Here is a 13,235-nt window from a genome sequence, read left to right on the forward strand (position 1 = left end):
TTCGTCCCTGCTTATGCTCTCCAGTAACCTTTCAGTTTCTTCGATCTTGATCGATCTTCTTGACTTCGAGAACAAAAAATCAAAAAAATTTTGGGGCTTTAAGCCCCGTATGTTGAAGCCCACTCCGGCTTCTCCGGAGGGTTTGCCTCAAGCATTTCTCTCCATTTTTCATCGGTCAGGCGCTCGGACATTGGTTGCTTGAACTCGTAATGGCTCATAACCGGCCCAGCAGCTAAGAAGACCCTGCCGTCAGGAAGCTTGTAAGCTACGATTATCATATCCACATATCCTGTTCCTTCCTCAAGCACAAGTTCATTATTTGGCTCGGTATGGACATCTGCGACAAGGGTAGTTTTCCTGGTTTCTTCGTCGGCACTTACGCTCATTTTGATAATTTCTCCAAACTTGAAGATGTAATATTTATCTTCTTCTGTCAGTTCTTCATCTTCAAGTTCTTTTTCGGAAATCTCGATAAGCCTTTCCAGGACACTCTCGAGGCTTGCAAAGTTTCTTCCCGTCTCTTCATCAAGCGCATCCAGTTCTTCAAGCCCGTCTCCAGTCATCCGGGTAAGGGCCAGCAGCCGGTTATAAAATTCGGGTACAGGTTCAACGTATCCCACAGGTTTGTCCCCAAATATGGGAAGTGATTCCTCTATTGCATAGCTTTGCTTGGCATAAAGAATCGTATCATGCCTGAGCTCGGTCCACGAGGCAAGGGAGGTGGTCAATTCCTTATCCTGCCAGGCATCGGTCTGCATGAAGGTCGGGTAGCCTGATCCGTAGTCTTTCAGGAGGGGCTGGAGGGAATAAAGCCAGGACCAGTAGAGGTTCCTGTTCCAGTCGACTACGCTGAAGTTCGAAAACTCCGAGTCCAGTTCCCCGTATCTGAGACTGTAATTTTCGTAGTTTGAATCGTTAAGTTCGTCAAGCCAGTAAACAGCTCGTTCCGAACCCAGAAGAGCCATCGTATCAAGCCCGCGTGGAAAGCCCCGGTTGTTTCCGTAGTCGGAATCTCTATAGGTAAAAGGTAAATCTTCCTGATTTCCTGTATATTCGTTAGTATAAGGGCCGGTGAGCCTTGAGAACATATAAGAGTCCGGGATAAAACGTTGCCCCATAAACCTGAAACCTTTCGTATCCTCAAGGAGTTCATCAGCCTGCTCAGCCGTTAGAATGAGTTCATGGGTTCCGCTTCCTGTGCCCCCATAGATCTCCGGGCTCCGATACCCTGCAAGCTCCACTTTCAGCGCTCCGATCGTTGTTGCGTTAAAATTCCTTGATTCGTTTCCGAATACCGTCTCCATTGCTTCCATATATTCATAAGGCCCGAGATCGTCAGAGACACCGACATAAAAAGCAGTAATCGCGTAGATCCGATCCCATTTCTGAAGGAGATCTGGATTGTCTTCGAGCCGGGAAGTGATCAGGCCTGCCTGAATTGTCTGGATGCGGACTTCTTTGTCAGGATCTTCGGCCTCGATCAATTTTCCCTTAAGGAGCATACTCATTCTGCCGTGCCACATAAAAGCCCTGAAGTAGTTTTGCAGCTTTTCGGAATGGGTATAATGGCCTCTTGGTACATACTGGGAATAGTCTTCCTTATACAGGAAAATAGGGGATATCTCAAAACCTTCGTGGGCTTCGATAAGAGCCAGCTCGGCTTCGACATCATCTTTTACAAAAGCAGGAATCTCAAACTGATACTTAATTTGATCTCCATCTGGCTGAAGCAGGCTCAACGCAACCGCAAAGTAGGCTGCATTTCTTCTTGCAGCTTCCTTTTCTTCTCCTGATGCGCTTTTATATTCTTCGACCGAAGAGTCAAGCAGAGCTTCATCAAGTTCCCATAAAAGGTCAAATAATTCACTTTCCTCAACCTGGCTCATGCTGTCGTCAAACTGGACATGGTAAAGGTGCAGAAGGGTATCCGAACTTATGAAAATCAGCTGTCCTTCCCTTCCAAGTCTGTTATACATAGCGGTGATATCTTCTTCTTTTGGGTTGTAAGGGTTGGAAATCACCACAAACCCGTTTTCTTTCAGCTTCTCCAGGGCTGTCTCATCTGTCAAAAATTTCTGCGAAAATTCTTCGTAATTCGTAATCTCCGATTCCTGCAGGGGCAAGTCGTACTGGGGAGCTTTTAGTTCGGTATCAAGAGCGTCAAGCCTGTAGTTTACTGCAAGAGAAGAGTTTCCGGCCTCAAGCCCGGAAAGATTTACTGCTTCGGTTTTCAAATAACCTGTCGAAGAGCTTCCATTATTGTTTACTTCTTTTTCTTCTGTCCCATTCTCCCCACTTAACCCGGAACTTTGCTCCAGGCACCCCGCTGTTAAAATGGAGCCAAGAAGAATTAGGAATGATAAATAAGCAATAGCAGTCCTGGTTAGACACTTCATCATTTCATCTCGCCTACTTTGGTCTGGTATTCAGGGATGTTTCTTCCTGTAAGATCTGTTGCAGAGCAGTTGCCAGCAAAATCCGGCAAATGACTAAAAATGACTAATATAATGACTAAAAATGACTGAAAATTTTCTTGGTTATTTTCCGAAAAAAACACTAAATTATGTAACAGAAGATACAGCACTATTTTACTTATATTTGACTTTGACTGCGAATTATTTTGAAGTTATCTCGAAACTTCGAAAATAAGTCGAAAAATAAGTCGAATATCAGAGTTGCTTAGTTTCCAGACCCTCTTCCTGTAGGGTCCTTTTTATCCAGCATTTTCCCATGAGTATTGCAAATAAAGAGGTGGAGATAGAGTTTTTTATAGATCTCTTGACGAGAAACCTAATTCTTCAATTTACTAAAAAATCGAACTAAAATGAATAAAAACATCAAAAGAAAAGTTAATTTTTCTATCATATCCCGTTCTTCCGACATTTGCTACCTTCTTTTTTCCTCTAAATATCACTTTATACGATTCCATTCAACAGATCTACGTGGTTCTTTGCAAAGCTCAACAGAAAGACAGGACATAAAAAATTAAGAAATGTAGGCGGAAGTCCACTCCGGCTTTTCCGGCGGTTCTTCCTCCAGCATTTCTCTCCATTTTTCGTCGGTCAGGCGGTCGGACATGGGTTGTTTGAACTCATAATAGCTGAAGACCGGACCTGCACCGATAAGGATCCTGTCGTCCGGAAGCTTGTATGCTACCACGATCATATCCACGTATCCTACTCCTTCTTCGAGTACATCTCCAGTATTCCCGTCGGTATGGACATCAGCCACGATTGTAGTTTTTCTGGCTTTCTCATCAACATCGGCTATGACGCCTTCAAGCTGATCCCCGAAATTCTTGATGAATTCGTAATCTTCTTCTGTCAGTTCTTCATTTTCGAGTTCCTTTTCCGAGATTTCCTGGAGTCTGGAAAGTATATTTTCAAGGTTCGCAAGCCTTGCCTTTGATCTCGGGTCAAGCACATCCATTTCGTCCAGGCCCTGATTTGTCATTTTTGTTAAGGCAAGCAGTCTCGCGTAAAAGTCGGGGACCGGCTCTACATAACCTACTACCGGTTTTTCTTCCGGAAGGATCATTGCGGACTCGAGTACTGTATAACTTTGCTTTGCATACAGGATAGTGTCGTGTCTGAGTTCTGTCCACGAAGCCAGAGAGGTGCTCAGTTCCTTATCCTGCCAGGCATCGGTCTGCATGAAGGTCGGGTAACCTTCTCCATAGTTTTTCAGGAGAGGCTGGAGGGAATAAAGCCAGGACCAGTAGAGGTTCCTGTTCCAGTCGGCTGTGCTGAAATTCGAAAATTCCGTATCAAGTTCTCCGTATCGGACACTGTAATTTTCGTAGCTCGAATCGTTCAGCTCGTCGAGCCAGTAAACAGCTCTCTCCGAGCCCAGAAGAGCCATTGCATCGAGACCGCGCGGGAAGCCGCGGATAGGTCTTCCGGCTCCTGAGATTACCAGCGTAAACGGAGCTTCATCTTTCGTGTAGTCACCGGTATATTCACCTGTATAGGCTCCGACCAGGTTTGAGAACATGTAAGAGTCAGGGATGAAGCGCTGCCCCATAAAACGGAAACCTGTGGTGTTTTCAAGGCATTCATCAGCCTGCTCCGGCGTGAAGGGCGGTTGCAGGACACAGTTTCCTGTGCCGCCGTAGATTTGCGGACCCTGATTTTCGGCAAGGATGGATTTTAATTCCTCTACTGCGGTTTCGTTGAATTCCCTTTCTCCATTGCCAAAGACCCGGTCCATGGCTTCCATGTATTCGTAAGGGCCGAGGTCGTCGGAAAAGCCCACATAAAAAGCCGTAACCCCGTAGATCCTGTCCCAGTTTTCAAGGAGTTCTGGCGAGTTTTTTAGCTGAGAAGAAATCAGGCTTCCCTGGATGGTCTGGATGCGGGCATCTTTTGCAGGGTCTTCGGACTGTATCAGGCTGTCCTTCAGGAGCATGCTCATCCTGCCGTGCCACATGAAGGCCTTAAAGTAGTTTTGCAGCTTTTCGGAGCGGGTGTAGTGGCCTCTTGGCACGTACTGGGAATAATCTTCTTCATAGAGGAAAATCGGAGAGAGAGCAAAGCCTTCATGGGCTTCTATCAGGGCAAGTTCGGCATCAACATCTTCTTTTACAAATGAAGGGACCTCAAACTGATATTTTTCTGCCGAACCTGCAGGGAAGAGAGCCTCGTCAACAAAGCCGTAGGTTTCATCTACTGCCTGTATCTGTTCGGGCTTAGGCTGGAGCAGGCTTAAAGCAACCGCGAAGTAGGCTGTGTTTCTTCTTGCAGCTTCCTTTTCTTCTCCTGAAGCGCTGTTATATTCTTCAATTGAGCTGTTCAGCAGGGCAAGGTCGGTCTCCCAAAGAGTATCGTAAAACTCCTTTTCCTCGATCTGGCGCAGAGTCTCGTCAAACTGGATGTGATAGAGGTGCAGAAGGGAGTCCGTGGTGATAAAAACAGGAATTTCCTCTTCCTTGAGGGTCACATACATTGAAGTTATGTCTTCTTCTGAGGAGTCATAAGGGTTTTTTATTACCACAAAACCGTTCCTTTCCAGCGTTTCAAGCGCGGATTCGTCCAGAGGAATTTTTCCTGAAAAGGCTGCGTAGTTGGAGATTTTATCCTTTTCCAGGGGCAAGTCATAAGAAGGCGCTTTTAACTCGACATCGAGGGCTTCCAGGCTGTAATTTACCGGCAGGTAAGCCCCCTGCCCCAACATCCCTGAAAAAGTTACGGCTTCGGTTTTGAGCACATCTGCGGTGTAGCCGGGTGTGTTCTGTTCTGTTCCCTTTCCGGAGCAGCCAGCAAAAAAAACAAAAAACAGAAGCATAAGGTAAACTAATGCAAATTTAATTCTCGGATCCATTCTCGATACCTCGCAAAACCAGTAAAAAATAAGTTGGACGTAAAATAATTAATTATTTTGTACTTAAGAACGTAAATAGAGTATTTTGCACGTAAAAAAGATTAATCCTCTCTTTCCCTGTCATTCGTGAGGGCTTAGAGGATCAATTCTGAAAAGCAGGATCATAAATAACGTAGCCACAGCTCCCGAACTTAGGATAAGTGGATCTCTGGTGAAATTCAGAAGTGTTCCCGTGATTAGTAATAAAGCCCCTATTAGCAGCAGAATTCGGAGTATTCTGTTCAAAAATTTTCTCCCCTTTTATTTCCCATCTTGGGATCTTGAGTTTTCAAATTATTCATTTAAGACACTGAAATATGCCCTAATTCCCTATCATTAATTGTTTCTCTTTAGTTATTTATTTTTCCACAAAGCATTTAATTCTTTATTAAACTTCAAACCAATTTGAAGTTATATCCTGAGAAAAACAGTATAATGATGATGAAAATGATGACCCTCTTTGTTTCTTGAATTCTCTCAGAAAGACCAGCCCAAAAAAATAAGGGTGAATATTTTTTGATTCAGTGATAAAAAAAGTTGAGGTATTTCAAGAGAATGAAGTTGACTACTTTCTGCCAGATACGGAAAAATAATTGGCTAAAGATAAGAAAAAATTTGTTGAAGTTTGAGAGGGTTGAACCATATTATCTGAGATATAATAGTAGTGAGCTTCGTTCCGGAGGAATGAAGGAGGACTGATTCGAGACCTCGACCCTTACAATTTTATTCGCCCGAATTACGATTCGGGATCACATGAGATAGGAGATTTCATGGGAGTTGCACTGCAAGTGCAACAGCCTGCCTTTCGTTTCAGCAGAGTTGCGCCAGCAGAGTTGCGGCTCTGCAGTACGCTGTCCTTTTCGCTACGCTCCGCTTCGCTCAAGAGGACTAACTTATAGACAAGTATTACTTTTCTCTTCGCTCAAGATGACTTTATAGACTTCTTTGAGACGCATACAACGTCATTCACTGTTTTAGGTCGTTCTTGTTCCGTTCGACGAAGAAGAGCGGTATTTCCTGAAAATGGAAGAAGAAATAAAAAAGGAGAAACGAAAAAAACTCACATAACTTCTTTGAATTACAGGCACAAATAATGAAAGTAATTAAAAGTACTTTCATGTCGAAGAGCCAGATGGCTCAATATTTTGTGCACCGGCCTTTTATAAAAATAACCGAAATTCCCGGAAGAGCGAGTTTTTCCAGAATCAGGTCCGAAAGTTCTGAACCGGAGGTCGGCTTTTTTTCGTCTCCATCCAGATCAAAAAACGACACATCAGGCACTATTGCTTCGACCACTTTTCGCAGGTCAGGGACTTTCTGCCCTCCTGTCATAGCTGCGACTTCGTTCTGAAGTACGAGCACAAGTACTTCATAACCTTCGCTTGCAGCGTTCAAGAGCCCGAGGATTCCGGAATGTGCGAGGGCAAAGTCTCCTATTACGGCTATGCCTTTTTTCTCAAAGCCGCAGGCAACCGAGATTGCCGAACCCAGGGCAAAGCTGACATCAACTGCAGCAAGGGGTTCAGGAGCACTCCGGACCGAACAGCCCATGTCGCCGGCGATTTGAACGTCGGGTACGCGGAGAAAACGGTAAAGAGGAAGATAAGGACAGTCTTCACAGATTGGAGCCCGGTCTTTTTTCCCGGCTCCGGCACGGACAGAATCCAGAGGGATTGAGGGTGTTTCTTCTCCGATGTACTCAAGGGCAAAAGCTATATCTTCCGGCGTTATTTGCCCGTAGGGGAGGTGTCCTGTTTTTTTGCCACAGACATTGCCTGCAATCCTGATCTGCTCTTCTATGAAAGGTTCGGACTCTTCAGCTACCAGTACCCTGCGGTTATTTTTAAGGAAATTCCCGATTTTCTGCATGGGGAGGGGATTTACAAGGTTGAGCACAAGATGAGATACTTCGGGATAGCAGCCCGTTTTTTGCAATGTATCTTCCACAATTGAAGCCGCAAAACCTGAGGAGATAATTCCGATCCGTTCACCTTCTCCATGCCCTGAAACCTGTAAGTCGGCTTCTGTCTCTTCCGTTCCTTCTCTAATCTCATTCGGGCCGGTATTTTCGGCTTCTTCTTCAAGCGCCGGGTAGGCTTTTGAATGAAAACGCCGGTGTTTTTCTACCATCCGAAATTCCCAGATCGAACGGTCAAACCTGGGGTGGGGAGCTGAAGCCGGGGGAAGGCGCAGGATTTTTCCTTCAGTTTTCTCCAGGCCTGCGGTTACCCTCAGAATTACCGGTGCTCGGATTTCTTCCGAAAGTTCGTAAGCCCTTCGGAGAGTTCGGTACGCGGCGTCAGGGTCAACCGGGTCAAATACTGCAACTTCAGCTATTCTGCCGTACCAGCGGGAGTCCTGCTCATTCTGAGAGCCTTTCACGCCGGGGTCGTCCCCTGCGATGATTACCAGACCTGCACCTGTCGTATGCGTAACTGAGGTTATAAGGGGGTCGGAGAGAAGGTTCATCCCCACATGTTTTACAATCACAAGGGCCCTTCTGCCTGAAACCGACGCACCGAGTGCGATTTCGAGCGCAACTTTCTCGTTTGTAAGCCATCTGGCTTCATAAGCCGAACTGTGTGAGGAGGTTGAGGCGTTACCTGCTTTAGTTGAGACCTTATCCGTTTCAGTCGAGATGTTATCTGTTTTCAAAAAAAGCTCCATCAGGGAGGTGACAGGATATCCGGGGACTCCCGTTACAAGGGTGACGTCACTGTCAAGGGCTGCAAGATAGAGGGCTTCAAATCCGTTGCATTTTACTGCTTCTTTTTCTTCTGCGTTCAAGTTGACCCCCCCCTTTCGGGAATTACAGGATTTTCGGCAGTTTCCGGTATCTTTAGATAAATTCAAATACCATTATAATTGGTTTTAGGTATCATTTAATTAGTTTTTTCCATGATCATTGGTTTTATCTCTGTTCCGGGAATTATGGACTCTTCGGGCCTCCCGAACCAGGGCAGGGAGGCAAGAGCACCTATTACCCCGTTGCCGCCAAGCAGGACTTTCACATTGTTTTCTTCGGCACAGCGCAGGGCTTCTGCCTTTGAAACCCTTTCTGTCCGGCAGCGGTTGCTGTAGGAGTAAAGCCCTTTTGCATAAAAATCAGATAAGACTACAAGCCCTGTCTCTCCGGATGCGCTGTATTTTTGAAGGGCTCTTTTAAAAGAGGTTACAAGCCTTTCTTTTGCTTTTTCGTCCACACAGCCGAATTCCAGGACTGTTGACATGCAGTTCTGGGTCTTTTCCGGGACAGGAAAGAGCTGGACAAGGGCATGAGAGAGGTAGACGGCTTCCTGGCAGTCCAGTTCCTTTGCAATATTGTGGGTCAGGGTCCAGGTGGCTCCGACATCCTTTGAATCGGTGTCATCTATGCCTATAAGAACGCGGTCCCTGCGGGGAACCACAACTGTCCCCTTAGCACAGCGCTCTCCCCCGGACTCGGAAATCCTGTAGCGCAATACTCCGTCTGCAAGCGCTCTGCAGCGGGTTGCACCGACTCCTCCGCCTCCCAGCCCTGCATAGGTGATCTCAACTTCGTCCCCCTGTACGATCACGGATTCTATGCCTGCGGCTGCAACCGAGGGTTTGAGTTCGAGTTTTGAGGTTCCGATTTTCATAAAATAGCGGATCATATTTCCCGTTGAACGGGCTTTAAGGATAAGAGGAGCTTTTGCATAATGGTAAAGGGACCAGGACGCCCCGCTGTAGCAGTTGGAGTGCTCAATAATCTCCGCGTACTCGTTTTTCGCGTCACAGACCGCATAGATGCCCCGGTAAGGCACGGTATAGGGGTCGTTTAGAGTAATTTCCTCAGTCTGTCTGTTATCCAGTGCACAGGCGTTTATATGTTTTGTAATGCCAAAGACCTCCTTTTTACGGGGGATGGAAAGTGGGAGGATAATTTGTTTGATCGAAAAGCCCATTTCCTATAGCTATATATAGGTATCGTAGGTTTAGCAAGTTATATAGTAGGTGTATAAGGTATTGGTTTGTCAGATGTTTTGATTTGCCGGATGTATTTGCCGGATGTATTTGCCGGATGTATTGGTTTGTCGGGTAAATCGGGGGCGAGTATAAGCACCTAACAATACAAGTATCTAACTGTTTTACCTCAAACACAATGAATTTTACTTTAATTACAATGAATTTTTTTCAGGAGCCAGGCCATATTTTGCCCGAGGTTTTTCATATTCTCAATGCCTTCCTGATCCTGTTCGACTTCTCCTATGGCATTTCCGTAAACCATGTTCCAGTAACTTGAACCTGCCAGAAACATTTCTTTACTATAGAGAAAGTTGTTCAGGGTATCGAAGGCGCTGATAGCCCCTCCACGACGGGCAGCTACAACTGAGGCTCCCACTTTATGTTTCAAAAGCCCCCTGTTTCCTGCCAGCACCATACTTGCCCGGTCGATTAAGGCCTTCATCTGCGAAGTCACACCCGCGGAATATACGGGAGAACCAAGAATAATCCCATCCGAAGCCACCATTTTCGCCAGGCATTCATTAAAAAAGTCATCCTTATTGACACATCGTTTATTTTTGTTTTTATGGCAGGCCCGGCAAGCCTTACAGCCCAATATGTTCTTGTCTGAGAGTTGGACAAGTTCGGTTTCAATTCCCTCTTTCTTCAGTTCGTCAAACACAATTTGAATCAGGATTGAAGTATTCCCGTTTTTTCGCGGGCTTCCGTTAATGCCGATAACTTTCATAAGTTTCAACTCAGAATTTCTTTTTTCCGTTTTTTTCCGTTTTTTTCCGTATTTTCCGTTTTTTCTGTTTTTTCTGTTTTTCCGTAATGTGAACAGATGTAGAATTTATTCGCTTATTTGCCCAATTCCGTTATTAAAGGTGAGGAAGATTTCAATTACTGTATATTCAAGAAAAATAAGTGACTTTTATGGATTTCTGCTAAAAATGAGTTATATTGGAGATTTTCGGTACTTTGCAAGTTTGGTTCTTGAAAGTTTGGTTCTTGAAAGCTTGGTTTTTTGAGAATCATGCCAGATCAAATTCTTTTTACCTTACAAACCCTTCATCTTTGAGGCTCACGTACCGGCCGTCTCCTATGATTATGTGGTCAAGGATGTCGATTCCGAGGAGTTTGCCTCCTTCAACAAGTTTTTCGGTAACCATTATGTCTTCCCTGCTCGGGCTTGGGTCCCCTGAGGGGTGGTTGTGGACCATGATCACCGAGGCCGAAGATTCCAGAAGAGCCGACTTGAAAACCTCACGCGGGTGCACGATGCTGGCGTTCAGACTGCCTATGGACACCACTTCTTCTTTAAGAATCTGGTTTTTTGTATCAAGATAGAGTGTTATAAATTTTTCTTTTTTTTGTTCCCGCATTCTGGGATACATCAGGGCATAGACATCTTTTGGGGAACAGATTTTTCGTTTAGGTTCTTCCACAAAAGTCTCAAGCCGCCTGGCAAGTTCGAAAACAGCAGCTATCTGTGCAGCCTTTGCTTTTCCGACCCCATGGACCTGCATAAGCCTTGAAACGTTTGCAAGGCTCAGCTGCTTGATGTTATATTCCACGAGTATCCGGCTGCACAGACTGATAACATTCTCTTCCCTTGAGCCCGTCCTCAGGACTATCCCCAGCAGCTCGGCATTTGAAAGGGACTCAGGCCCATTTCGAATAAGCCTTTCTCTGGGGCGCTCTTCCTCGGGAAGGTCATGAATCCTTACCTTGTTTACTTCCATGCTCTACTCCCATTATTTTCTCTGAATATCTTTGAATTTTTCTGACTTCACTGAAAGGACAGATACTATAGATTATCGAAGTTTCAATATTTGAACTTTTACAAAAATTGTCATAAATGTCTATTTTTCTTAATTGCTGTTTTAATTTAGTCTGGCCTGCCCAAACCACACGAAAAAAGAAATGAAAAAGAAGAAAGATGCCGGCCCTTACTTATACCGGGAAGTCCATAAGGCTCTTTGATGAAGGTCATTTCTGTTGTTGGGTATAAAAAATCGGGCAAAACAGCCCTTGTTTCAGCTCTTGTCCGGCAGCTTTCCGGCTTCGGGACAGTTGGTACTGTGAAACACATGGGAGAACAGCGTCTCAACCCCGGAGAAACGGATACAGGCAGGCATTTTGATGCGGGAGCGGACATGGTAATAGGGATCACGGGCTCCGAACTTGTCAGCTTTGCCAGAGACGCCAGCCTCGAAAACGCCCTTGATATGCTCTGCGACCGGGGGCTTGATTTTGCAGTCGTGGAAGGGTTCAAAGAAAGCAATCTCCCTAAAATCGTGATTGGAGACCTAGAGGGAGTTTCCAATGTCGTTTTCAGGGTACCTGAGTATATCGACCCTCACGAAGAGCTCACAGCTTCCCTTGTAGGCATGACCCTTGCCCAGCCTGACCGCTACACCCTCGAAGCCCTTATCAAAAAAGCCCGGAAAAACCCGGCTATTCGGAAAGCAGGAGCAATCGGCACATTTACCGGCATTGTCCGCGAGCTTGCAGGGGAGGAAAAGACAGCCAGGCTCGAGTTTGAGAAATACGAACCCGAAGCCTCAAAGGTGCTGGACAAAATCCGGGAAGAGATAAAGCAAAAAGAAGGAATCCTCGAGGTCCTCCTTCACCACAAAACCGGCGTCATCGAAGCCGGAGAAGACATAGTCTACATCGTGATCGCCTCCGCCCACAGGGCTGAACTCTTCCCTGCCCTCAGCGAAGCCATCGAGCGGATAAAAGCCGAAGTTCCCATCTGGAAAAAGGAATTCACGGAAAAAGAAGAGTTCTGGGTCCACGACAGGGATCACGCCTGAAGACGGGGAACATGCCTGAATGCAAAAGTTGAGAGCAGCAAAAACCGGGACGGAAATTAATGAGCGGAAAAACAGAATTTAAGCCGGGGAGAACAAAAACCAGAAGTGCAATCGTGCTGGCAGGAGGCAGGGGCCGCCGGATGGGTATGATCGAGAAAGCTCTCCTCGAATTTGAAGAAAAAACCATCCTCGAACGTCTGCTTGAAAACCTCTTCCGGGTTGTGGGCGAAGTAATCCTTTCGGTCCGCGACATCCCCCAGAAAGAAAAACTCCTCCCTGTGCTCGAAAAATTCCCGGACCGGGAAATCCGTTTTTGTTTTGATTCCAGAGAGGATGCCGGGCCCCTTGAAGGCATCCGGGCAGGGCTGCTCGAATCAAAGTCAGAGTACTCTTTTGTCTGCGCAGGGGATATGCCTTTTGTAAATTCCGAAGTTGTTGACCTGTTGTTTGAAAAGGCAAATGGGCATGATGCTGCTCTCCCAAAGTGGGAGGAGGATAGAATGTATGAGCCTCTGCATGCGGTCTACTCAAGAAAAATGCTGCTGGAAATTGAAAAAGCCTTTGAGAGAGGAAAACATTCTGTGCTTACGCCGGTTTTTGAGATGAAAGATGTTGTTTTTGTTGAGGTATCGGAGATTCGGGGGATTGATCCTGAGTTGAGGACTTTTGCGAATATTAATACCGTTGAAGATCTTGAGAGTATGATTGGGTCTGCGGTGGAAAAAGCGGAATTGTGATAAAATTCCGGTTAACCGTGTTTGATATTTTTCACCTGTTTGAATGACCGGCTAACATCTTAGAACATTCATCTAAAAAGAGCTGAAAACTCAAGTTTTTAGAAAGTTTCAATTTGCGAGTTCCACTTTTGGTATTTGCTTATATTCAAGGTTCATCACTGATTTATGCTTAAGGCTTTATCATCTAAAAAAATAAGGTTGAAATCCTCATTTTTTTACTGTTCTGCTAGTATTTTTTGTGAGAAAGCCGGTAGCCTGCGACGACCGGTGAGAGCCAGGGGTTTTTAGAGCCTATGCACTAAGAAACCTTTTTTCAATAGCATGAGGCTTATCCTGGATATATAATGAATCA

9 protein-coding genes are annotated in these 13,235 nt (G+C 45.5%); 2 read left to right on the plus strand and 7 right to left on the minus strand.

What is annotated here, in order from left to right; all coding sequences use genetic code 11:
- Window positions 1-98: 98 nt before the first annotated feature.
- The 7 genes from ACSAZL_RS13090 to radC all read right to left on the minus strand — a co-directional run bounded on the left by ACSAZL_RS13090 (window position 99) and on the right by radC (window position 11,069).
- Complete coding sequence (locus ACSAZL_RS13090; RefSeq protein ID WP_440945087.1) at window positions 99-2,396, minus strand: DUF3160 domain-containing protein; 2,298 nt, start codon at window positions 2,394-2,396, stop codon at window positions 99-101.
- Window positions 2,397-2,985: 589 nt separating this feature from the next.
- Window positions 2,986-5,319: a DUF3160 domain-containing protein gene (locus ACSAZL_RS13095; RefSeq protein WP_440945088.1), complete on the minus strand. Its 2,334-nt coding sequence runs from the start codon at window positions 5,317-5,319 to the stop codon at window positions 2,986-2,988.
- A gap of 775 nt (window positions 5,320-6,094) precedes the next feature.
- Window positions 6,095-6,241, minus strand: a complete 147-nt coding sequence (locus ACSAZL_RS13100; protein WP_440945089.1) for a hypothetical protein — start codon at window positions 6,239-6,241, stop codon at window positions 6,095-6,097.
- A gap of 254 nt (window positions 6,242-6,495) precedes the next feature.
- A complete protein-coding gene (locus tag ACSAZL_RS13105) occupies window positions 6,496-8,145 on the minus strand; it encodes a thiamine pyrophosphate-dependent enzyme (protein WP_440945090.1) in 1,650 nt (549 codons plus the stop codon).
- A 95-nt stretch (window positions 8,146-8,240) separates the two neighbouring features.
- The gene (gene mmp11 / locus ACSAZL_RS13110) at window positions 8,241-9,284 is read right to left on the minus strand and encodes a methanogenesis marker protein 11 (protein WP_440945091.1); all 1,044 of its coding nucleotides are present in this window, start codon (window positions 9,282-9,284) and stop codon (window positions 8,241-8,243) included.
- A 209-nt stretch (window positions 9,285-9,493) separates the two neighbouring features.
- Window positions 9,494-10,072: a flavodoxin family protein gene (locus ACSAZL_RS13115; protein ID WP_440945092.1), complete on the minus strand. Its 579-nt coding sequence runs from the start codon at window positions 10,070-10,072 to the stop codon at window positions 9,494-9,496.
- A 307-nt stretch (window positions 10,073-10,379) separates the two neighbouring features.
- Window positions 10,380-11,069, minus strand: coding sequence for a RadC family protein (gene radC, locus ACSAZL_RS13120; protein WP_440945093.1), 690 nt, complete (start codon window positions 11,067-11,069; stop codon window positions 10,380-10,382).
- Window positions 11,070-11,309: 240 nt separating this feature from the next.
- Here radC and ACSAZL_RS13125 point away from each other — a divergent pair, with 240 nt between their 5' ends.
- Together ACSAZL_RS13125 and ACSAZL_RS13130 are read left to right on the plus strand one after the other, a co-directional pair.
- Window positions 11,310-12,146: a molybdopterin synthase gene (locus ACSAZL_RS13125; protein ID WP_440945094.1), complete on the plus strand. Its 837-nt coding sequence runs from the start codon at window positions 11,310-11,312 to the stop codon at window positions 12,144-12,146.
- Window positions 12,147-12,205: 59 nt separating this feature from the next.
- Window positions 12,206-12,883 (plus strand): molybdenum cofactor guanylyltransferase, encoded by a 678-nt coding sequence (locus ACSAZL_RS13130; protein ID WP_440945095.1) that lies wholly within the window; start codon window positions 12,206-12,208, stop codon window positions 12,881-12,883.
- Window positions 12,884-13,235: the final 352 nt, after the last annotated feature.

It is taken from the genome of Methanosarcina mangrovi, assembly GCF_052057765.1.
Taxonomy (GTDB): Archaea; Halobacteriota; Methanosarcinia; order Methanosarcinales; family Methanosarcinaceae; genus Methanosarcina.